Source organism: Phyllobacterium sp. (genome assembly GCF_037994405.1).
Lineage (GTDB): Bacteria > Pseudomonadota > Alphaproteobacteria > Rhizobiales > Rhizobiaceae > Phyllobacterium.
The window spans coordinates 1-22931 of record NZ_JBBNAN010000014.1 but is presented as its reverse complement, the minus strand read 5'-3'; the positions used below and the strand labels follow the sequence as shown (position 1 = coordinate 22931).

Below are 22931 nucleotides of genomic sequence, written 5' to 3'. Positions count from 1 at the left end.
GGCGACAAACATTCGGGTGATCAAATCGCATTTGTTGTGCGTCGATGAAAACACGGCTAGGTTCCGGCACCACATAAAGGACAGTCAAAACGATGCGTACCGATACCGGCCAGGTTTTTCATCTGGATGATTACAAGCCAACCGATTTCCTCATTCCTGAAACCCATCTCGATTTTGCACTCCATCCCGAGCGCACGATCGTCAAGTCCACATTGCAGATCGAGCGCAGACAGGGCGTTGCCGCTGACACAGCTCTCATTCTGGACGGCGACGAACTCAAGCTCATTGATATTCGCATCGATGGCGCCGCTCTCGGCGACAACACCTATACGGCAACGCCTGATCGCCTTGAGATACGCGGCCTGCCGGAAACCGGCAAGTTTACACTCGAGCTCACCACGGAGATCAATCCGACTACTAACCGCCAATTGACTGGCCTCTACCGGTCGAGCAACGTCTATTGCACCCAGTGTGAGGCGGAAGGCTTTCGCCGCATCAGCTATTTCCTCGACAGGCCCGACCTCCTCTCCGTCTATACGGTGCGCATCGAGGCCGAGCGCAGCGAAGCCCCCGTGCTCCTGTCGAACGGCAACCCAAAAGATGGGGGTGCGCTTACCGATGGCCGCCATTTTGCGGTGTGGCACGACCCGCATCCAAAGCCGGCCTATTTGTTCGCACTCGTCGCGGGCGATCTCGGCGCTATCCACGACACATTCGCCACCGCCTCCGGCCGCCATGTCGATCTCGGCATCTATGTCGAACACGGCAAGGAACCGCGCGCACTCTATGCCATGGATGCGCTGAAGCGTTCGATGAAGTGGGACGAGGATGTCTTTGGACGCGAGTACGACCTCGACGTGTTCAACGTCGTCGCGGTTTCCGATTTCAACATGGGCGCGATGGAGAACAAGGGTCTCAATGTCTTTAACGACAAATATGTGCTGGCCGATCCCGAAACTGCAACCGATGCGGATTATGCCGGTATCGAGGCCGTCATCGCCCATGAATATTTCCACAATTGGACAGGAAACAGAATCACTTGTCGCGATTGGTTCCAGCTTTGCCTGAAGGAAGGGCTGACGGTTTACCGCGACCATGAATTTTCCGCCGACATGCGTTCGCGCGCAGTGAAGCGTATCGCCGAGGTGAAGGGTCTCAAGGCGCACCAGTTCCCTGAAGATGCAGGGCCCCTCGCCCATCCGGTGCGCCCGCGGCAGTTCCGCGAGATCAATAATTTCTACACCTCGACTGTCTACGAAAAGGGCTCCGAGGTCGTGCGCATGATCCGCACCATTCTTGGGCCTGAACTCTTTCGCAAGGGCATGGATCTCTATTTCGAACGCCATGACGGTGACGCCGCCACCATCGAGGATTTCATCAAGGTTTTCGAGGATGCCTCGGGCGAAGACCTGAGTCAGTTCGCACTCTGGTATGATCAGGCGGGCACGCCCAATCTCGCCATCACCTATGATTACGATCAGGCGACCAAGACATTCGAAATCGAGATCGAGCAATCGCTGAAAGCGACCCCAGGGCAGCCCTCTAAAAAGCCAATGCATATTCCGGTACAGTTTGCGCTGCTTGGCGCCAAGGGCCGGGAGCTCAAGCCGCGATCGGCCAAGGGCGGTCTTGTCAAAGGTGACGTGATCCATTTGCGCAAGCGCAAGGAACGCTTCAGCTTTTCAGGAATTTCGGAACGCCCGGTACCATCACTATTGCGCGGTTTTTCTGCACCGGTAACGCTGACCAGCGAACTGACACGGTCGGATCTGGTCTTTCTTGCCCGCAATGATGGCGATGAGGTCACACGTTGGCAGGCCCTTACCCAGCTCCTGAACGCCAAGCTGACCAGCAATTCGAAACGCGTCCGGGGCGGCAAGCCTGCAACGATCGAAAACTCGTCGATCAAGCTGCTTGGCGAAATTGCGTTCAATACCGCGCTGGATGAGGCGTTCCGGGCGCTATGCCTGAGTATCCCCTCCGAAAGCGATATCGCTCGCGAACTCGGGTCGAACATCGATCCGGATGCCATTCTCGGCAGCCGCGATGCCCTAATTGCCGCCGTGGCCGAAAGCCATGCGGAGAAGTTTGAACAGCTCTATAACCACCTTGAACAGCAGGGCTCGTTCAAGCCGGACGCTGCGGGGGCCGGCCGACGAGCACTGCGCAATGTGCTTCTCGATTATCTAAGTGTTGCCGATTGCACGCCGAAGCTCGCCGCAGCGCAGTTCAAACGCGCCGACAATATGACCGACCGGGCAGCAGCACTTGGCGTACTCGTACAACGTTTCAGCGGCAGTGACACGACAAAACAGGCGCTACATGCCTTCGAAGACCGCTTCGGCAACGATCCTCTCGTCATGGATAAATGGTTCATCGTTCAGGCCATGCAGCCGGGGGATGATGCATTGGGCAAGGTGCGCGGATTAATGAAACATGAATTGTTCTCGCTCGACAATCCCAACCGCACCCGCGCATTGATCGGTGCGTTTTCCAGCGGCAACCAGACCGGATTCAACCGTGTCGATGGCGGCGGCTACAAGTTTTTTGCAGAGACGATCCTGACGATCGAAAAGAAAAATCCGCAGCTTGCCGCGCGGCTTTTGACGGCGATGCGTTCCTGGCGATCCTTCGAACCGGTGCGCCGGGAACATGCCCGCGAAGCACTGGCGACCATCGCAACTGTCACAGGGTTGTCGGCTGACGTGCGCGATATTGTCGAGCGGACGCTGGCCTGAAAGCCCTTCCGGAAGTTACCCACTGCCCTTTTCCTCAATCACCCTTGGGCATCCCCGAGGGTAATTTGAGTCATTCCAAAGCGTTACGAGTCGTCCTTTCACCACAGTCCCGGCCTGCCACAAATATTGATAAATATTTAACAAAGGGACTAGACAGGCAGAATCACTTTTGATTCACTACAGGTGCTTCGGATGTGCGGCGTGCCGAAGCAAATCACTCAATACAAAGGCAAATGAGGGGGCCATTCGATGGCAAATGCGGACGCGTATCGCGCGCCGACGGGGAAGAATTACGCCAAAAGCCGGATCAATGCGCGGGGGCGCAACCGGCTTTCGGGGCACGTAAAGCTTCTCGCTGACCCTGCCTATGGCAAGCTTGTCGCAGCCGAGCCCTATCTGCGCCGTGCGATCCCGCCACTCATAATCCTTTTCCTGCTTGCTCTGGCCATTGCCCGTTCCATGTCGCTGCTCGGCTGGCGCGACGATGCGGAGCGCACCGCCCGCGCTACGCTTTCAATGGCGGCCAGCCACGTCGCGAGCATCATCGATAACCGCACGAACAACGGCCAAAAGCTCGATACGGGTGACCTGCAGAATATCATCAGTGAAATTCGTTCGAACGATTTGATCTCGGAAGGCACCTGGTTTGCCATAGCCAATGCCGACGGCAGAATAATCGCCTCGTCCGATGGCGGCGACCGCTGGCGCAACAGAAACCTCGAGACCTTCGTAACAGAGGGCCAGCCGCTGTTTCTGTTTGGCGAACGGGCAGGTGCGATGCCCGTGAAAATCGAAGGCACGCCTGCCCTCGCTGCTTTCAGCCGGTCAGGCAACGCGGCCTATTCGGTATTCGTCATGAATCCCATCGAAGCGATCTTCGCCGATTGGCGCAAGGTTGTGTCGGTCAATGTCACGATGTTCGCTGGCACGGCGACGATCATGCTGATCGTACTTTACGCCTATTTCAGCCAGGCGGCCCGAGCTCAGGATGCGGATGAGCTCTATCAACACACGCAAGCGCGGGTCGACACTGCGCTGGCGCGTGGCCGCTGTGGCCTGTGGGACTGGGACATGGCGCGCGGTCGCGTCTACTGGTCACGCTCCATGTATGAAATGCTCGGCTATGAGGCCCATGACGCCATTCTTTCGCTTGGCGACATTTCCTCCATTATTCATCCGGACGACGACAAGCTCTATAGCGTGGCGGCTCAGGTTGCAGCCGGCGACATCACCCAGATGGACCGCGTTTTCCGCATGCGTCATGCGGAAGGCCATTGGGTCTGGATGCGCGTGCGTGCGCAGGTCGCGGATGCAAACGTAGGTGACCTGCATCTCGTTGGCGTTGCCGTCGATGTCAGTGAGCAGCACCGTTTTGCTCAGGCGACAGCTCAGGCCGACCAGCGCATCCGCGAAGCGATCGAAAGCATTTCCGAAACCTTCGTACTTTGGGATGCGGATAACCGGCTGGTCATGTCGAACAGCAAGTTCAACGAATATTCGGGCCTTGCCAATGAATGCCTTCTGCCGGGGATTAGCCGCGAAGAACTCGAACCACGCATCCGTGCCGTAGCTTTCGAAAAGCGCATGGCCAACGAGAACGGCCGCAATGGGGCGCTGACCTTTGAACGGCAACTGGCCGATGGACGATGGTTGCAGGTCAATGAACGGCGCACGCAGGATGGCGGGCTCGTTTCAGTCGGTACCGACATTACGCAGCTGAAGGTGCATGAAGAACGGCTCGTCGATAGCGAACGCCGCCTAATGGCAACCATTCATGATTTGAGTCTTGCCCGCAAATCGGAGATCGAACGTACGCTGGAGCTTACCGAACTCAACAGCAAATATGCGGTTGAGAAGGAACGCGCCGAGGCGGCAAATCGGGCGAAATCCGAGTTCCTCGCCAACATGTCACATGAATTGCGTACACCTCTCAACGCTATCATCGGCTTTTCGGAGATCATGCAATCGGGAACCTTCGGCGAACTCGGTTCTGACCGCTATGTGGAATATGTCCACGACATCCATACGAGTGGCAATTATCTCCTGAACGTCATCAACGACATCCTCGACATGTCGAAGATCGAGGCCGGGCATTTCTCCCTGGACCGCGAGGAAGTCGATCTATGTCCGCTGATCCGTGAGACAGTGCGTGTCGTTTCGCTGCAAGCTCAGGAAAAAGACGTCAAGGTCGAGACCAGGATAGCCGAAAGTGTCACAGTCAATGCCGATCGGCGCGCGATCAAACAGATACTGCTCAATCTCCTGTCGAATGCGGTGAAGTTTACCGGCACTGGCGGACGTATTTCGGTCCGGGCGCGCAAGGTGTCAGGGGCGCTGGTTTTCACTATCGAGGATACGGGATGCGGCATTCCCAAGTCAGCGTTGAAGAAGATTGGCCAACCTTTCGAGCAGGTGGAGAACCAGTTCACCAAATCCCATGCTGGCTCAGGCCTTGGTCTTGCCATCTCGCGCTCGCTGACGGAGCTGCATGGCGGTGCGCTCAAGATCCGCTCCACCGAAGGTGTAGGCACGATCGTCTCAGTGCGCATTCCAAAAAGAATAGAGGCATAGCCCAAGTCGATCGGCTCCCGCTGTTAATTCTTTGGGATTAGCCCAGGACGGGCAACGGTCTATTTCCTACTCATTTACACGATGGCATTGAATGCGCGATAACGATCAAGGGCACCGGCTTTTGGTGGATTGCCGACAAAGGCGGCACCACAACCAAAGTTCCGACGCAACAGACGCTTTTAGTGCCTGACCTTACCCTCCATACCGGCGGGAATGTGGATCAGGGTGAGATGCACTATCTCTCTACACATGTCATGCGGGCTGAAGCACCTTTCCGCGACATATGTACTGCCTTGGGCGCACCGACAAGTATGATCGTCAACGTCAACTCATCAAATCCGTTCAAGGTGATATTTCGAAATCAGAAGGCAATCGACGGTCCGTTCAAGGTGAAGCAAAGCATCTGGAGCCAGCGACACAGTCCACAGTAACCTGGCGCGCTCACTCTGAAATCGGGTAGCAACACGCGAACGCTGCAGGCAGGCGAAGGGTTTCTCGTTGCTGCCGGTACGACCGTGACGGTCGATAACGCAGCCGAGGGCAATGCCCGATTGGCCATACTGGAAGTCACTGCGCTTTAGCACCCTGCATTGATACGATGAAACGTGAAACGAAATCGGGAGGCCGCAGCCTCCCGATCGTTGTTGTCATTCGGCCGAATTCTGGCCATTGTCCTTCTTCGTCCCTTTGTGATGGCCCTTGCCATGGTGCCAGTTGCGGCTCGGCCACTCGTTGTTGTCGATCGAGCCATCATCATTCTTGTCGAGCAGCGCAAATACTTTCTTCTGCCGCGATTGAATTTCAGTCGCAGTGATCGCGCTGTCATTGTTGGCGTCATATCGTTTGACGATGCGCTTGGCGCGACGCTCCGCCCGTTTTGGTTTGGCACCTTTGCCTTCGAGATAGGAGGTAAGTTCGGCAACGGTTACCTTGCCGTCCTTGTCCGTATCCGCCAGCATGAAATCAGGAAGGGAAGCGGCAAACTCCTCAAAGGAGATCTTGCCGTCCTTGTTCGTATCGGCTTTGTCGAAGCGTTCGGCAGCATTGCTTCGACCGTGATGTGTCGTCTGGTCTTCGGCTGCCGCAGGAGCGGCAAGAGCAGCAGAGAGGGCAATAAACAGAAGGGCAGTTCTCGTTTTTATTTTCATCATCATTTCCTTTTGCTTCGTTACCCCCGATGCAATTGCGAAATCATCGCTTCTTCCGTGCCCCCCGGAGCAGGTCGTCGAAGGTCTTTCGAACAGACTGCGCCGTTTCTCCAAGTTGGGCTTCCACGCGATCGAGATCGGGCAGATCGCAGGCGCGGCAGAGCAGATCGCCTAGCCCAGGCGGGAAATCCTCACGCTTCACGTCACCATTCAGGCAAAGACGAATGATCTGGGTGATGCCCGTGTAGAGCCTTGCTGCTTCGACCACACCGTCGGTTGTCGCCGGATCGGCAAAATCCGGCTTGAGATTTGCCAGAACTTCGGCGGTCGACTGCGCGATGATCGGCCCATCGACGTTCCCGGTCAGCACCGCAAATTGAGCGATGAATTCCAGATCGATAATGCCGCCCGCAACGAGTTTCAGATCCCATGCATCGCTTGGCGGCTTCTCGCTTTCGATCATCGCGCGCATTTCGGTAACATCCTTGGCGATCTTCGCCGCATCGCGCGGCAGGGCAAGGATTTCACTGACGTCCTGCTCGATCTCTGCAAAGAACGTAGGATCGCCGGCAACCGGGCGCGCGCGGGTCAGCGCCATATGCTCCCAGGTCCAAGCCTCCGCCCGCTGATATTTGCGAAATGCGTCTATATGGGTGGCAACCGGCCCCTTGTTACCCGAGGGGCGCAGGCGGAAATCCACTTCGTAGAGAACCCCTTCCGACGTCGGCGCCGACAGCGCTGCAATCAATCGCTGTGTCAGCCGCATATAGTATTGCGACGGGGCCAAACCTTTCTCGCCGTCGGATTCTTCGGCGTGCTCGTCATGATCGTAAAGCAGGATGAGGTCGATATCGGAGCCGGCGGTTAGTTCCCGGCTACCAAGCTTGCCCATGCCGAGGATTGCGATACGCCCGCCACTGATCTTGCCGTGTTTGCCAGCGAATTCGTCGATGACAGCCTGCAAAGCCCGGTCGATGACGAGATCGGCCAGATCGGAAAAAGCCTTGCCCGCGCGCGCGCCGTCGATTGCGCCGGTCAACAGCCGGATGCCGATCAGGAAGCGATGCTCCGCAGCGAAAATACGCAGCCGGTCGAGAATATCCTCATAGACCTTCGAGGGTCCGAGAAAGCTTTCCAGCCGCTCAGCGAGATAGGCGCGGGTAGGCACATCGGCGAAGATCGCCGGATCGAGCATACCGTCAAAGATGTGCGGCTTGCGAGTGATTATGTCGGCAAGCCGTGGCGCGGCGCCCATGATCAGTACCAAGAGGTCGAGAAGGCGGGGATTGGACTGCAGCAGGCTGAACAGCTGGATACCCGCGGGCAGGCCCTTGATCATCCCGTCGAAACGCATCAGTGCCTCATCGGCACGGCTGGTCGCGCCAAAGGCCTTGAGCAGTACCGGTGTGAGCTCCGTGAGACGTTCGCGCGCTTCTGCAGACTGCGTCGCGCGATAGCGGCCGAAATGCCAGGTTCGGATCACGCGGCAAATATCGCTGGGACGTTCGAAACCAAAATCCGCCAGCGTCTTCAGCGTATCCGGATCATCAACGTCGCCAGTGAAAACCAGATTGCCTGCCCCGCCGGTGAGGTCCTGCGCCTGTTCGAACAGCGCCGCGTAATGCGTTTCGACGGTCGTCAAAGCGGTTCGAAAATCGTCGGCGAATACCTCGCCATCGGTGTAGCCCATCATATGCGCGACGCGCAGAAAGTTCTCTTCGTCTTCTGGTAGCAGGTGTGTCTGCTCATCAGCGATCATCTGGATGCGATGCTCAACGTCACGCAGGAAGCCGTATTTCTGCGCGAGGGCGTCGCGCGCCTCCTCGCTGATCCACCCGAGGCCATGCAGCGCCGCCAACATTTCGACGGTGCGCGATCCGCGCAACTGTGGAAACCGACCGCCTGCAATCAATTGCTGGGTCTGCACAAAAAACTCGATTTCGCGAATGCCACCGCGGCCAAGCTTCACATTGTGCCCGCGCACGGCAATCTCGCCATGGCCCTTATGCGCATGGATCTGCCGCTTGATCGAGTGAACATCGGCAATCGCTGCATAATCGAGGTATTTGCGCCAGACATAAGGGGCCAGTTCAGCGATAACGCGCTTTCCCGCGTCGATGTCACCGGCAACGGGCCGCGCCTTGATCATGGCGGCCCGCTCCCAATTCTGTCCACGCCCCTCATAATAATTGAGCGCTGCACCAACAGGGATGGCTAATGGCGTTGAACCCGGATCGGGCCGCAACCGCAGGTCGGTCCGGAAGACATAGCCGTCGGCGGTACGATCCTGAAGAATGCGGACGAGGCGGCGCGTCAACCGCGAGAAAGTCTCGACACATTCATAGGGATCGATGATAGCAAGGCTGTGTTCGTCAATGAACACGATCAGATCGATATCCGAGGAATAATTCAGCTCGAAGGCTCCGAACTTTCCCATCGCAAGGATAATCCAGCCGGAATTCTTTTCAGGGTGCTTCGGATCCGGAAGCTTCAGCTTGCCGCCCTCATGCGCATCCCGCAACAGGAACCGTACTGAGGCACCAACGCATTCTTCGGCAAGCCGTGACAGCCAGAACGTCGTGTCCTTCGTCGCAAACAGGCCCGACAGATCACCGAGCGCGATGAGCACATGCCCTTCCAGCTTCAATTGCCGAAGCACTGTCATCAAGCCCGCTTCGGTGACGTTCTCACTCTCGGTTGAGGCCGCAACCTCAAGCATCAATGCGTCGAGACGTTTGCTGAGCGGCGCTACGAACAACGGCTCCACAATCCTGGGGCGGCGCAGCAGAACCGTGCGCAAATAGGGTGAGAGGTCAAGAACCGCTGAAAGGAAGGCAGCAGCAGGCTTGTTCTGTTTCAGGACGCCGACCCCAGAACACTCCTCTTGCGCGGCACTCCTGACAAAGTCATGCAGAAAAGCCTCGGCGCTTTTCTTGTCCAAAGGTTCAAGGTCACGCAAGTCATGCGCAAAAAAGGGCTTGTCGTCAGCGTTCACCGCCTTCGCATTCATGCATTTTCCTCCCCCACCGGAAATACCAGGACCGCGCGCAGTCCCGGTTTATTGTCCGCTAACTCCAGTGTGCCACCGTGCAATTTCATCACAGCCTTGGCAAGGCTGAGCCCCAGCCCGGATCCCGGTTGCGAGCGGCTCTCCTCGAGGCGTACGAACCGTTCCGTCGCCTGCGCCATTTGATCTTGCGGAATGCCGGGTCCATTGTCCGCGACAACGACTTTGATCTTGTCGTCCTGCCTTTCAACAGAAAGAGCGACTTCGACCGGGTTCTCGCTGGCCCCAGCATATTTGATGGCATTGTCGACGAGATTGGAGATGGTTTGACCGACCAGTTCGCGGTTCGCCTTGACCGGCGTTGGGTCAATCGTTCCCAATTTAAGCTTGACTCCGGCCTCCTCGGCTGACGGCTCGTAGAGCTCGAACACATCTTCCACAATCGTCGACAGCGGAATCTGCTCCATCGCTTCTGTCGAATAACCCGATTCGAGCCGCGAAATCATCAGGATGGCATTGAACGTGCGGATGAGCTGATCTGAATCACCGATCATGCCTTCCATCGCGGCACGATAGGCCTTCGTCGTCTTGGCATTTGAAAGCGCCGACTCGGCGCGATTATGCATGCGCGTCAGCGGCGTTTTCAAATCATGGGCGATATTGTCGGAGACGTGCCTTACGCCCTCGTTCAATTCCTGGATGCGCGCGAGCATGCCGTTGAGATTTTCCGCCAGGCGATCGAACTCGTCACCCGACCCGCTGACAGGCAGGCGCCCGGCCAAATCGCCGCCCATGATCCGCCGCGAAGCCGCCGAGACCTCGTCGATGCGTTGCAAGGCGCGCCGCCCGACAAAAAACCAGATCAGAAAAGCGCCGATACCCATGATGCCGAGCGCAGCCATAAGGGCGCGGCGCACGACAAGGCGGACCTGCTCGGGCTCACCAAGATCGCGTCCGACCATGACCCGGATACCATTGGGCATAACGATCACCCGCGCGATCGCCGTATGAACCTTCGGATCATTGCCCTCGCCGTAGCGCTCGTAATTGATTGGCCGCTCGATCCAGCCGTCGGTCTGCAACACACCGATCTCGATGCTTTGCACGTTGCCGGCAACGATCCGGCCGGCTGGATCGGCAACGAGATAGAGATAGGCCCCTGGCTGGCGCCCGCGCCTGTCTATGGAGCGGACGAGACCGACAATGCCGCCCCGCTGATAGGCTTGGCCAATACTTTCGATCTCCTCATTGATTGCTGTCTCAGTCTGCGTTGTCAGAAGCCGCACCGAAAGACTGGTCATGTAGAAAACCAGCACCAGGGCGCATACCGTGAACAGAAGCAGGTAAAGCGCCGACAGCCGCACGGCTGTCATCTTCATCATGGCACGGAAGCGGCTCATGCATGGGTTCCGGCGTCCGCTGCTTTAAGCATATAGCCGGCTCCCCGCACGGTATGCAGCAGCGGTGTATCGAAGTCTTTCTCGATCTTGCTGCGCAGGCGCGAGACATGCACGTCGATGACATTGGTCTGGGGATCAAAATGGTAATCCCAGACATGCTCCAGGAGCATGGTGCGGGTCACGACCTGACCCGCATGGCGCATCAAATATTCAAGCAGACGGAATTCGCGTGGTTGGAGAATGATCACCTGCCCTGCCCGTTTGGCCGTATGTGACAGGCGGTCGAGTTCAAGATCGCCAACCCGATAGACAGTTTCGGCTTCCTTCGGGCTCGATCGCCGTTGCAACACCTCGATCCGGGCGAGCAACTCGGAAAACGCATAAGGCTTGGTCAGATAATCGTCGCCGCCGGCGCGCAGGCCAGTGACGCGGTCATCCACCTGTCCGAGAGCGGAAAGGATCAGCGCCGGCGTATCATTGCCTTGTGCTCTGAGGGCAGCGACCACCGAAAGGCCATCGCGGCGCGGCAGCATGCGGTCTACGACGAGGGCGTCGTAAGTTCCCTGCTCCGCAAGTGTATAACCGGTTTCGCCATCGCCCGCGACATCCGCCGAATGACCTGCCTCGGCAAAGGCCTTCTCCAGATAGCGTGCCGCTTCGCGGTCATCTTCAATAACGAGAATCTTCATGGCGCAATACTAAGCCGTTTTTGCCGAATGAGTTAAGGGCGTCGTCCGGAAGAAAAACGGGCGGCAGATTATTGAAGGATCTGCCGCCCTTGTGCGTTGGCGCTAACGGGGGTGGGGGATATGCAGCGCCGCCGCAACTCGTTTTCGGTTAGCCCTGGTTGATGGGCAGGGCAACAAACCGCGACTGATCGTTGGTCTGCACCTGAAGGAGCACGGCCTTGCGGCCGGTCTTCGCCGCTTCGGCGATGGCAGCATCGATCTCGGAGCCGCTTTTCACCGGCTTATTGTTGACCGAGACAATGATGTCGCCCGTCGTGATACCCTTGTCGGCAGCATCGCCCTGACGATCAACGTCCGTCACAACAACGCCCTTGCCATCGTCTGAAGGCATGACCGTCAAGCCATAATCGTCGAGCGCGGAAGGCTTGGCTGAATCCTCCTCGTGCTGCGTATCGCTGGATGCCTGCTTGTCGTCGCCTGGCATCGGCTTGATACCAACGCTGATCGACTTTGCTTCACCCTTACGCCAGACCGACAGCTCCACATCCTTGCCGGGATTGATCGCTGCAATCTTCTTGGCAAGGTCGCGCGGATCAGCAACCGTTTCGCCATTCACGGCGGTGATAACGTCACCGGCAGTAATACCTGCCTTGGCGGCGGGACCATCGGCCTGCGGCTCGGCAACGAGGGCGCCCTTTTGTTCGGCAAGGCCAAGCGATTCAGCGATTTCCTTGTTGACCGGCTGAATTTGTACGCCGATCCAGCCGCGGGAAACCGACCCGGTCTTGATCAGCTGATCGACGACTTGCTTGGCAGTCGTTGCCGGAATGGCGAAGGCAATACCGACGCTGCCGCCCGATGGGGAGAAGATCGCGGTATTGATGCCGACCACTTCACCATTCAGGTTGAAGGCAGGGCCACCGGAGTTGCCCTTGTTTACTGCAGCGTCGATCTGCAGGAAATCATCATAGGGGCCTGCACCGATATCGCGACCGCGCGCCGAGATAATACCAGCCGTAACCGTGCCACCGAGACCAAACGGGTTGCCAACCGCAACCACCCACTGGCCGACGCGGATCTTGTTGTCGTCGCCGAAGGAAACATAGGTGAATTTGCGCTTGTCATCGACCTTGAGGACGGCGAGGTCGGTGCGCTTGTCCTTACCGATCAGCTTGGCATCAAGCTCGGTCCCGTCATTCAGCACAACGGAATAGGCGCTGCCGTCCTCAACGACGTGGTCGTTGGTAACGAGGTAACCATCTTCCGAAATGAAGAAGCCGGAGCCCTGAGCGGTCGGGCGAACGCGTTCTGGCCTGTTGTGGTCACGGGGTGACTTGCGCGGTTCCATGCCGCGCTGGCCTGGACGCTGGCCCGGCCCGCCGAAATCATAGAAGAACCGCTTCAGCGGATGATCATCCGGCAACTGGTCGAATCCCGGGAAACCAGCACCGTCATCGGCAGTCTGGCTGACGGCGCTCTTGACGCGGACGCTAACGACGGCCGGGCTGACCTTTTCGACAACATCGGCAAAGCCTGGCTGCTGGGTGGCATCAACACGTACTGCCTCAGCTTGCGCCGGAACAACAGCGCTGAGCGGGCCTGTCGCCAGGAAACCCCCGACAAGTGCCGAGGACAACAGGGCGGCGGCAATGCCCTTGCGGTAGGTTGAGGACTTGTTCAACATGAATGTATCTCCTTGGACATCTGATCGATATGCCGATCGATTTATACCAACAGTGATACAGATAAGAATGTTACCTCGCCATTTCCGCAACATGACAAATTTTTAAGGTTGGTGCGGAAGGAGCTCACTTGATCGCAGCAAGCGCAGCCGAAACGCCTTTCAAGGGAACGTCGAAAGCGAGCACTTCCGCTGGCGCGGCTTCGTGGGAGACACCCACGATAGAGGCCTTGGCGATCTGTTCGCGCAAGATTGGTCCGACGGGCAGCAGTGCGATGCACACGCCCGGACTGCAGGCATATGTCTCCACGGAGACGGGCTCCTTGCGGCCCGGAAATGCTGGCATGACCGGCTTTTTCACACCGAGACCGGGTCTCGTGCGCAATATCATCATCGGCTTGCCGCCCTCGGTTGCGGCGAGTGATCACCAGAAGGCGAATTGTCCGTTCTGATCGACGATTGACTGCGTGATGTTGCAGATCTTCTTCATCGTTTTCAGATTCTCGTCGCAGATCAGGTTCCAATTCTCGAACGGCTGGATGATGCGGCGATAGCGGCCAAGTTCCGCCCCGGCGGAACGGTAACCTCGGACGGTTTGATACTATACGAGGGCCGGGGGGCTGCTGTCCGGCTGCTCGTGGAGACAGCCAACCGGACAGGAGCAGGCAAGCCAGGAAGATAGGGAACTTCCACGCTTGCCTGATCATCGTCGCTCTCAATTGAGAATAAAACTGATGCCGGCACCGACGCCAAACTTGCCGCCGCTTGTCACCCGGAAAGATTGGCGCGGATTTTGCCACTTTCGCTGGTATAGCCTGCACCGAATGCTGCAGCGCCCTGGCCTCGCCAGGCACCACCTCCCATGGCGACACTGAGTTTGCCCGGCGTGTTATCATAGCGCAGCGACGATGCGGCCAGTCCGATCGCCGCGGCCTGCCGGGCCTCACTGCGAACCGCACCGATATCCGAGCTCAACTGATCGAATTTCTGATCCGTATACTGCTTCGACGCACTGAGATTGTTCGTGGCAGCTTCATTGGTATAGGTCTTCGACTCGTCAAGGTACTTGGTATATTGCTCGAGGGTGCTCCGCTTGATCTCTTCGCTGGTCGATGTGACGGTGTCCTTGAGTTGTTTGACGTTCACGGCATCTTGTCGGCCTTGCCTGCCTCGACATTGCTGATGAGAACGGGAGCGTTCGGATCTCCCCCTATCGCCAGCTGCTTTCTGCTGCACCAGACCGGCAGTGCCGGAGCTAATGTTCTTGATCGCGGTGTTGATCGTAGTGATATCGCCTTCGTTCGTCGTCACCCGCTTGTCGATCTCAACGACACGGTTGTCGACATGCGTATTGATGTTCGTGACGCTCCCGTTCAGCCCGGCGAGAGCACTGCCGACGCTGTCATAGGTGTGAGACACGGCTTTACCGTCCGCGCCGATGCCGGCGAAGTTGTAGGTCGGGCCCGTGAACACGCAATTTGCTTCGACGCCGCACCGCCGCTGGCAACTTTTGACATGTGGCAGGTTGTATTGCGTAAACGGGTTGGACCTGCTGGCCGAAAGCTGGTTTGATTTGAAAAGGCGGCGAATCCGGATTGCCGCCCAGAAAATGGAGACCATTTATGCCCCCGCTTGGATCAACGCTGCGCACTCACCGTCCCTATGAGGGCGTTTATGCCTTTTATGATGGCAGAATCGACGGGGTGCGCGCGTGGTCGGAAGCACCGAACTGGCTCGACGACGGCGCCTACGCGCTTGGTCTATGCTCCTATGCCATCGTCTCCGGCGGAGAAGCATTGGTCTATGACACGAGCATTTCCCTCCCGCACGCCCGGATAATCCGCCAGACGCTCGAAGATGCCGGCGCGCGCCAGATCCGTGTGGTACTGAGCCATTGGCATGTGGACCATGTGGCCGGAAACGAAGTCTTTGCCGATTGCGAGATCATCGCCAATGGTCTGACGGCGAAGGCCCTCAGCGACAATCGCAGCAACCTCGAGAACAGGGATCCGCCGATCCGGCCGTTGATCATGCCGAACCGGATTTTTGAGGGTGCGCTGAACCTGAAGGTCGGAGAAATCCATGTGGAACTGCGCCATGTCGACATTCACAGCCATGACGGGACAATGATGATCCTGCCACACCTCAAGCTGCTGTTTGCGGGCGACGCGCTGGAAGATCCCGTAACCTACGTGTCCGAGCCGATCGGCCTCGAACGGCATGTGCGCGATCTTGACCGCATGGCGAGCTGGGATTTTACGAAGATTCTGCCCAATCACGGCGCCGAGGAAATAATAGTGGCCGGCGGCTACGGACCGGAGCTTATCGACGCCACACGCAACTACGTGACGAAACTACTGCGCTTGCGCGATGAGCCAGATCTGGCCAGGCAGGATCTTCAAACATTTGTTTCCGACGATATCCGCGCTGGGACTATCACGCATTTTGCGCCTTATGAGGCAGTCCACCGCGAAAATATCAAGGCCGTGCTTACCGGTCACGCTGAAGAATAGGCCGCTATTCCCTTTTTGCAGCGAAGAGCTTCCTGAGCTGCTTCTTTTCATTTTCGGAAAGTGGCGCCGTCTCGACAGGCGCCGCTCGCCGCCGTCTAATCGCCAGTATAATCGCCGTACCACCAATGATCAGCGTGCCAATGGGAAAGCCCCAGAGCAACAAGGTGCTGGTCTGCAGCCGTGGCTTGAGCAGAACAAACTCGCCATAGCGCGAAACGAGAAAATCGCGAACCTGCTCGTCCGTATCACCGGCAACCAGCCGCTCGCGAACGAGCAGGCGCAAATCCTTGGCGAGATCGGCGTTGGAATCGTCGATCGACTCATTTTGGCACACCATGCAGCGCAGTTCCGCCGAAATGGCCCGGGCACGTTTTTCCAGCGCCGGGTTGGCCAGCATTTCATCGGGCGCCACAGCCTTGGCGCCGGTGACGGCCAAGCCCAACACCAGGCAGAGGGCCAGGCTTGTTAGAAGGCGTCTCATGCTGTGGCCTGTATCTGTCGCGCTTTGGCCGGTGCACCGACGCGCAAACGTCGATCGAGCAGCGACATGCAGCCACCTGCCATCATCAGCACCGCACCGAGCCAGATCAGCGTCACGAATGGCTTCCACCAGATCCGGACAACGATGCCGCCATCCTTGGCATCATCGCCAAGCGACACGTAGAGCTGACTGAACGTGAATGTCTTGATCCCGGCCTCGGTCGTCTGCATCTTGCGAACCGGGAAGAAGCGTTTGGATGAAGTGAGATCCGTTACCGGTTGGCCGGCGTCGTTCAAAATCGTGAACTTGCCCTGCTCTTCGGCATAGTTTGAACCCTTGAACGGATCGACGCGGTCGAACCGCAGCGTGTACCCGCCTGCCCTGATGCCGTCGCCCGGTTTCATCACCAGCACATTCTCGGTCGCGAAGGTCGTCGTGGCTACGATGCCAAGCAGTGTCACGCCAAGCCCAAAATGCGCGAGCGCGGTTCCAAATACCGATCGTGGCAGCCCGAGGACGCGCTGTATCAGAACATTGATCGATACCTTGCCAATCCCGGCCTTGAGCGCGAGGTCGGTCAACGCGCCCAGCATCAGCCAGACGGCAAGGCCGATACCGAATGCGGCAAGGACGCCGGACGCCGAAGTGCGGTAAAGGACGATGGCCACAACCAGCAGTGCGATGAAAAACGCTGTCATCAGCCGCTGTGCCACTGCCAGAATATCACCGCGCTTCCAGGCCAGCAGCGGCCCGAAGGGCACGGCGGCAAGCAGCGGGATCATCAGAGGGCCAAAGGTCAGATTGAAGAATGGCGCGCCCACGGAGATCTTTTCGCCGGTCAGCGATTCCAGTAGCAGTGGATAGAGCGTCCCAATCAGAACTGTTGCGGCCGCCGTGGTCAGGAAAAGATTATTGAAGACCAGCGCGCCCTCCCGCGAGATCGGCTGGAACAGACCGCCAGGCGCCAGCGCCTGTGCCCGCCACGCGAATAATGCCAGCGATCCGCCGATGAACAGCACCAGAATCGCCAGAATGAAAAGGCCACGCCCCGGGTCATTGGCGAATGTATGTACAGACGTCAGCACACCCGAGCGCACCAGGAATGTACCGAGCAATGATAGGGAGAAGGTCAGGATCGCGAGAAGAATGGTCCAGATCTTGAGGGCCGAACGCTTCTCCATGACGAGCGCCGAGTGCAGAAGCGCTGTTCCGGCGAGCCATGGCATGAACGACGCATTTTCGACCGGATCCCAGAACCACCAGCCGCCCCAGCCAAGTTCGTAATAGGCCCAATAAGAACCCATGGCGATGCCGCCGGTCAGAAACAGCCACGCCGTCAGCGTCCACGGACGCACCCAGCGCGCCCAGGCCGCGTCGATACGGCCGTCGATCAGCGCTGCGACCGCAAATGAGAAACACACGGAGAACCCGACATAGCCGAGATAGAGCATGGGCGGATGGATGGCGAGGCCAATATCCTGCAGGATCGGATTGAGATCCTGCCCTTCTATCGGCGCCGGGTTGATGCGGGCGAACGGGTTGGAGGTAGCAACGATGAACAGCAGGAAGGCTGTGCCAATCCATGCCTGCACACCAAGGACATTGGCTTTCAATGTCGGGGGCAGATTGTTGCCAAAGAAGGCAACGAGCGCGGTGAAAAAGCTGAGGATCAGCACCCAGAGCAGCATCGACCCTTCATGATTGCCCCAAACGCCGGTGAATTTGTAGAGCAGCGGCTTTTGCGAATGCGAGTTCTCAAAGACATTCTGTACGGAGAAATCGGAAACGACATGCGCGGACGTCAGCGCCACGAACGAAAGAGCGATCAGCGCAAAGATCGTGAAAGCTGCGGGTACGGCAACGGCCATCATCCGGTCGTCGTTACGGCGGGCGCCAAGTACCGGAAGCACGGCCTGGACAATCGACAGTGCCAGAGCCAGTACCAGCGCGAAATGTCCGAGTTCGACGGTCATTGTTTGCTCTCTCCCTGCCAGACACCTTTCGCCTTCAGGCTGTCGGCCACTTCCTTCGGCATATAGTTCTCGTCATGCTTGGCGAGCACACTATCGGCCACAAAAGCGCCGCCGGGCATGAACCTGCCTTCGATGACCACGCCCTGATCCTCGCGGAAAAGATCGGGCAGGATGCCATCATAGGTGACAGGAACGCTTTTGACATGATCGGTAACCGAAAAACTGATCTTGGTCCCCTCGCCCCGAACAACGGTGCCCTTTTCAACGAGTCCGCCGAGACGGAACCGCGATTCGGACTCAACGTCAGATGCCTGGATGTCTGACGGCATGCGGAAAAAGGCGATCTTCTGTTGCAGCGCAAACAAAACGAGCGCCGCTGCGACCGCCAGGACCAGCAGTCCGCCACCAATTACCGAAAGCCGCTTTTGCTTGCGCGTCATCAATCTTTCTCCGGCTCGTCTGCAAGGCCGAGGTCCTGGGCCACAGCATCGAGCTTCGCAATCTTGTCCGCACTAAGCACCTTCTTTGCCCGGGCCAGCGCATCCAGCGCATCATTGGGTCTGTTCAGAACGACGTAAGAGCGGACCAATCGTTCCCAGCCATCGACATCATCAGGTGATTGTTTCAATTTTTCGGCAAGGCTCGCAACCATGCCCTCGATCATTTCGGCGCGGGCCTGACTGTCCATTCCGGCCGCAGCCTCGACTTGCGAGGCGTTGGGGCCGGTCCGTTCGACGTCGCTTACGTCCGGCGCATCGCCTGCGATCTCCTGATCGAGACGGGTTAGTGCCGCTTGCGCCTGTTCACGCCAGGGCACATCGGCGGGAGCCTCCACCAAGAGCTTGCGGATCAAGTCGCGTGCTTCAGCAAGACGCCCCTGCTGCATCCAGCCCTCGATAATGTAGAACTGCGGCCGCATATCCTTCGGATCAAGCTCAAGCGCATGCTTGAACACGGCTTCCGCTTCAGGAGTAATCTTGCCATCCGCCGCCGCCACCATTGCTTCGCCAAGCCCTAGCTGGCGGGGTGCGCTATCGCCATTGAGGCGGATAGCATTCTGGTAGGCCGTGACGGCATCCGCCGGACGGCCGAGCCGCAGGTAGATCGGCGCCAATACTTCCCAGCCCTGGCCATCATCGGGATTGAGCGCCAAATGCGCTTCGGCGCGCGCAATCAATTCCGCCGGGGTGCTCTGATCCGCGGGCTTGGCAAGCCGCCCGGCGAGCGGCTGGGCAGGCAAATCAGGAGATCCGGTCTTGGCGTAAATACCCCATGAAATCAGCGGGATAGACAGAACTATTGCGAGCGTCAGCCATTCGCGTATTGCACTTTTCTTCTGCCGAACAACAGTTCTATCTGCTTCCGCCGCCTTGGCAGATTTCAGCAAACGGCGACCGATCTCAGCGCGTGCCTGTTCGCCGCTGGCATGATCGATCAGCCCGCGTCTCTCGTCAGCGTCCAGTTCCAGCAACTGGTCGCGATAGACTTCAACATCATATTGATTGTCTGACACGGGGGCCCTGCCGCGACGCGTCAATGGCAAAAGCACAAGCAGCGTCGCGCCAACAGTCAGAAATGCAGCGGAAATCCAGAAAACCATGACGTGAGACATAAACTCCCAACAAGCCAAAATCCAAGGGATTTCATAGATAGGGCAATTCGCCGCAAAGCTGGGGAAGGTTCACAGCTGAAGCGGGAACGTCGTGCATTCCCAGATATGCTGGTACTTGCTTTGCCAATTGAATGATAAACGCGGACGCGATTATGTCAGCGGCGTCCAGCTGCCATCCTCATTGCGGCAGGCGGTACCGCGCGCCGATTGCGGCGTGCCATCGATACGCACCGTATGCGTGTACTGGCGGCAATTTTGCGAGCCGACCTGATAGGGCTGCGCCGCAACCACTTCGCCGGAACGGCTGCCGCTGGCGTTTTTCCATTCGACCGTCTTGCCGGCAGGCGAATATTCCAGCGCCTGATATTCGGCCTGCAGGGCGCGCTTGCGATCCGACGCATCTAGTGAGGCATTGTTGCCGATCAAGCCATTTCCCAGCGCCGCAAGCACGCCTGATGTGGCCGGCTGCTTCGATCCGCCGGTCAAACTGCTCAGCGTACCGCCACTGCCTTTGGTGCCGGATGTCGTTGAACAGCCTGAGAGCATAGCAACAGCAAGAAGGGGAATGGCGATATGGATTTTCATCATCGGTTCGTTTTACAATCTACAATACGGCGGCGCTAACGGCTTGTTATGACCTGATTGACCATCGGCTTGCAAGCACGATTAGAGCATCGAACGGCAAATGGGACGCCCTAGTTCCCGGCGACAGGAAGTGTCAGTCGCGCATTCAGACCGCCGAGCTCGACGCTGCGCTCCAGCCGAAGCGTGCCGCCATATTCACGTATTGTGTCGTGGACGATGGAAAGGCCAAGCCCGGAGCCGGGCTTGCTTTCATCCAGCCGCTTGCCGCGCGTTAGTGCATCCTTGATCTGTTCTGGTGCAAGACCCGAGCCATCGTCCTCCACGCTGATTTCCAATCCGTCATCCACCTTGGCAAGTGTGAGCCTGATGCGGCTTCGCCCCCATTTCCCGGCATTTTCCAGAAGATTTCCGACGACTTCCTCAAGATCTTCCTGCTCGCCCGCAAAGATCGCTTCGCCCATCTGGTTTTCGAAACGAACGTCCATTTCTGGATTGAGCTTTGCGGTGACGCGCGCGAGCCGCGCGAGAATGGGAGGAACTGGTGCCCGGAAAACGACGCTGTCACGTTGCGCCGCAATGCGAGCGCGCTGCAGATAGTGTTGCACCTGCACCTGCATGGCAGTGCTCTGCTCGGCGATAATGCGCCCCTCATGGCCACCGATGGTACGGCTTTCGTTGACCAACACGGATAGCGGCGTCTTCAGAGAATGTGCAAGATTTCCAACTTGCGTGCGCGAGCGCTCCATAATGCGGCGGTTGTTTTCAATCAGCGCGTTCATTTCGCGCGCCAGCGGAGCAATCTCGTCCGGCAGATTCTCGTTTAGACGCGATACCTTGCCTTCCCTGATATCGGCAAGGGTGCGGCGAACGCGGTCGAGTGGCCGCAGACCAAACAGGATTACCGCCGCGTTGATCAGCGTTCCGCCAAGGCCAAAGATTCCGAGATAGAAATATAGGGTATGGCGGAAGGCGGCAATCTCGCCCTCCACCTCGCTCAGATTGCCCATGACCCTGAATCGCGCGACGCGGTTTTCTGCATCCAGGACAACTTCAGTCTCCACCACCGAGAGCTGCTGGCCGTTCGGTCCGGTCTCGGTATAGGAACGCTGAAACGATGTGTCGAAGGGAACATTTAGCGTCGAGGGCGAATCAATAGTCTTGTCTCCGAGCGATATGGATCGGAGAGAGCCCTTCAGATTGTCTGCGACCGGATCAACTGACCAGTACCAGCCGGAAAGTGGGCTCGAATACCGTACCTCGCCTGGGTCCGGCCTGCCTGCCAGCGTTCCATCATTGACGCTGACTGAAGCAATGACGCTAAATAAATGCGCCGAGAGCAATTGCTTGAAACTCTGCAGGCGCGCATCGCCGTAGAGGGCCGAAATGATCGTGGCGATTGCAAAAAAGGAAATGATGGTCCAGAGCGTCGACAGCGTGATGACGCGCAAGGAAAGGGATCGTAAGCTCGGGAGATAGCCGGTCAGCCGGATTTTCACACGTTGCCCTGCCTTGTTCGAGGCGATTAAGCCTTATTATCTTGTGATTTGATCCGATATCCCATGCCGCGAATCGTTTCGATCAGATCGATGCCCATCTTCTTGCGTAGACGCCCCACAAAAACCTCGATGGTGTTGGAATCGCGATCGAAATCCTGATCGTAGAGGTGCTCCACCAATTCGGTGCGCGATACGACCTCGTCCATGTGATGCATCAGATACGACAAGAGCCGGAACTCGTGCGATGTCAGTTTCAAAGCGGTTCCACCAATGGTCGCCTTTGACGTCTTGGTGTCAAGGCGCAGCGGACCGCAGCTGATCTCCGATGAGGCATGACCAGCGGCGCGGCGAATGAGGGCCCTGAGGCGCGCCAGGACCTCCTCGATGTGGAACGGTTTGGCGACATAGTCGTCAGCTCCGGCGTCGATCCCGGCAACCTTGTCGCTCCAGCGATCACGCGCGGTGAGCAGCAGTACAGGCATGATCCGTCCATCCCGGCGCCATTTCTCGAGAATGGTCAGCCCATCCATCTGCGGCAGGCCGATATCGAGCACAACCGCATCATACGGCTCGGTATCGCCGAGAAAGTGACCCTCCTCGCCGTCGAAAGCCTTATCGACCACATAGCCGGCATCGGTCAGCGCATCCACCAATTGGCGATTGAGATCACGATCATCTTCGACGACGAGTATTCTCATCCAGGTTGTCCCTTGCGAAGCGGGTTAGTTTGCCGGTACCGCAACTTCGACCCGGCGCGGGCGTTCGCCATCTTTGCCAGGGATGAGCACGACAACCACACAAACTTCCTTGCCGTTCTGCACAACAGACGTGGCGCGCGCAAGAGTACCACCTTGCGATTCCGCCACCTGTTGCCCGACTGACGAACAGTCCGCGGCTAAGGCAGTACCGGCGTTGAGGACGCCAGTGACTGAGATCAGGCCCGCAAGGGGCAGGGAGATAATCAAGTGTTTCATCATGGCGTCATTATTATCGGTTGCTGTCTGAACGATGCATGAACAGTTGGGAGCTGGCAGGAA

General features: G+C 57.9%; 18 protein-coding genes. 3 read left to right on the top strand and 15 right to left on the bottom strand.

Annotated elements, in window-relative coordinates; genetic code table 11:
* Positions 1 to 92 precede the first annotated feature (92 nt).
* Together pepN and AAAC48_RS00985 are read left to right on the top strand one after the other, a co-directional pair.
* A complete protein-coding gene (pepN, locus tag AAAC48_RS00990) occupies positions 93 to 2738 on the top strand; it encodes an aminopeptidase N (RefSeq protein WP_340652380.1) in 2646 nt (881 codons plus the stop codon).
* Between the two features lie 249 nt (positions 2739 to 2987).
* Complete coding sequence (locus tag AAAC48_RS00985) at positions 2988 to 5309, top strand: ATP-binding protein (RefSeq protein WP_340652379.1); 2322 nt, start codon at positions 2988 to 2990, stop codon at positions 5307 to 5309.
* Between the two features lie 647 nt (positions 5310 to 5956).
* Here AAAC48_RS00985 and AAAC48_RS00980 read toward each other — a convergent pair.
* The 7 genes from AAAC48_RS00980 to AAAC48_RS00950 form a co-directional block, all read right to left on the bottom strand.
* A complete protein-coding gene (locus AAAC48_RS00980) occupies positions 5957 to 6463 on the bottom strand; it encodes an EF-hand domain-containing protein (RefSeq protein ID WP_340652378.1) in 507 nt (168 codons plus the stop codon).
* A gap of 37 nt (positions 6464 to 6500) precedes the next feature.
* Complete coding sequence (locus AAAC48_RS00975) at positions 6501 to 9467, bottom strand: bifunctional [glutamine synthetase] adenylyltransferase/[glutamine synthetase]-adenylyl-L-tyrosine phosphorylase (protein WP_340652377.1); 2967 nt, start codon at positions 9465 to 9467, stop codon at positions 6501 to 6503.
* Positions 9464 to 10864 carry a HAMP domain-containing sensor histidine kinase gene (locus tag AAAC48_RS00970; RefSeq protein ID WP_340652376.1) on the bottom strand — a complete coding sequence of 467 codons (1401 nt, stop codon included), beginning with the start codon at positions 10862 to 10864 and terminating at the stop codon, positions 9464 to 9466. Before AAAC48_RS00970 ends, AAAC48_RS00975 begins: the two co-directional genes overlap by 4 nt.
* Positions 10861 to 11553: a response regulator transcription factor gene (locus tag AAAC48_RS00965; protein ID WP_340652375.1), complete on the bottom strand. Its 693-nt coding sequence runs from the start codon at positions 11551 to 11553 to the stop codon at positions 10861 to 10863. Before AAAC48_RS00965 ends, AAAC48_RS00970 begins: the two co-directional genes overlap by 4 nt.
* Positions 11554 to 11701: 148 nt before the next feature.
* The gene (locus AAAC48_RS00960) at positions 11702 to 13237 is read right to left on the bottom strand and encodes a Do family serine endopeptidase (RefSeq protein WP_340652374.1); all 1536 of its coding nucleotides are present in this window, start codon (positions 13235 to 13237) and stop codon (positions 11702 to 11704) included.
* A 124-nt stretch (positions 13238 to 13361) separates the two neighbouring features.
* Entirely contained in the window at positions 13362 to 13628 is a 267-nt protein-coding gene (locus AAAC48_RS00955; protein ID WP_340652373.1) for an invasion associated locus B family protein, read from the bottom strand.
* 374 nt (positions 13629 to 14002) lie between these two features.
* Positions 14003 to 14707 carry a YadA-like family protein gene (locus tag AAAC48_RS00950; RefSeq protein WP_340652372.1) on the bottom strand — a complete coding sequence of 235 codons (705 nt, stop codon included), beginning with the start codon at positions 14705 to 14707 and terminating at the stop codon, positions 14003 to 14005.
* A 149-nt stretch (positions 14708 to 14856) separates the two neighbouring features.
* On the opposite strand from AAAC48_RS00950, the gene AAAC48_RS00945 reads away from it, so the two are divergent.
* Positions 14857 to 15747, top strand: coding sequence for an MBL fold metallo-hydrolase (locus AAAC48_RS00945; RefSeq protein WP_340652371.1), 891 nt, complete (start codon positions 14857 to 14859; stop codon positions 15745 to 15747).
* Between the two features lie 4 nt (positions 15748 to 15751).
* On the opposite strand, the gene AAAC48_RS00940 is transcribed toward AAAC48_RS00945, so the two are convergent.
* The 8 genes from AAAC48_RS00940 to AAAC48_RS00905 all read right to left on the bottom strand — a co-directional run bounded on the left by AAAC48_RS00940 (position 15752) and on the right by AAAC48_RS00905 (position 22868).
* Entirely contained in the window at positions 15752 to 16228 is a 477-nt protein-coding gene (locus AAAC48_RS00940) for a cytochrome c-type biogenesis protein (RefSeq protein WP_340652370.1), read from the bottom strand.
* Positions 16225 to 18201 (bottom strand): heme lyase CcmF/NrfE family subunit, encoded by a 1977-nt coding sequence (locus AAAC48_RS00935; RefSeq protein ID WP_340652369.1) that lies wholly within the window; start codon positions 18199 to 18201, stop codon positions 16225 to 16227. The genes AAAC48_RS00940 and AAAC48_RS00935 overlap by 4 nt, the downstream gene beginning before the upstream one ends.
* A complete protein-coding gene (gene ccmE, locus AAAC48_RS00930; RefSeq protein WP_340652368.1) occupies positions 18198 to 18641 on the bottom strand; it encodes a cytochrome c maturation protein CcmE in 444 nt (147 codons plus the stop codon). The genes AAAC48_RS00935 and ccmE overlap by 4 nt, the downstream gene beginning before the upstream one ends.
* Positions 18641 to 19813, bottom strand: a complete 1173-nt coding sequence (ccmI, locus tag AAAC48_RS00925; protein WP_340652367.1) for a c-type cytochrome biogenesis protein CcmI — start codon at positions 19811 to 19813, stop codon at positions 18641 to 18643. Before ccmI ends, ccmE begins: the two co-directional genes overlap by 1 nt.
* A gap of 150 nt (positions 19814 to 19963) precedes the next feature.
* Positions 19964 to 20398, bottom strand: a complete 435-nt coding sequence (locus AAAC48_RS00920) for a hypothetical protein (protein ID WP_340652395.1) — start codon at positions 20396 to 20398, stop codon at positions 19964 to 19966.
* Between the two features lie 110 nt (positions 20399 to 20508).
* Positions 20509 to 21810, bottom strand: coding sequence for a HAMP domain-containing sensor histidine kinase (locus AAAC48_RS00915; RefSeq protein WP_340652394.1), 1302 nt, complete (start codon positions 21808 to 21810; stop codon positions 20509 to 20511).
* Positions 21811 to 21920: 110 nt separating this feature from the next.
* Complete coding sequence (locus tag AAAC48_RS00910) at positions 21921 to 22592, bottom strand: response regulator transcription factor (protein WP_340652366.1); 672 nt, start codon at positions 22590 to 22592, stop codon at positions 21921 to 21923.
* A 24-nt stretch (positions 22593 to 22616) separates the two neighbouring features.
* Positions 22617 to 22868 carry a hypothetical protein gene (locus AAAC48_RS00905; RefSeq protein WP_340652393.1) on the bottom strand — a complete coding sequence of 84 codons (252 nt, stop codon included), beginning with the start codon at positions 22866 to 22868 and terminating at the stop codon, positions 22617 to 22619.
* Between the last annotated feature and the right edge of the window lie 63 nt (positions 22869 to 22931).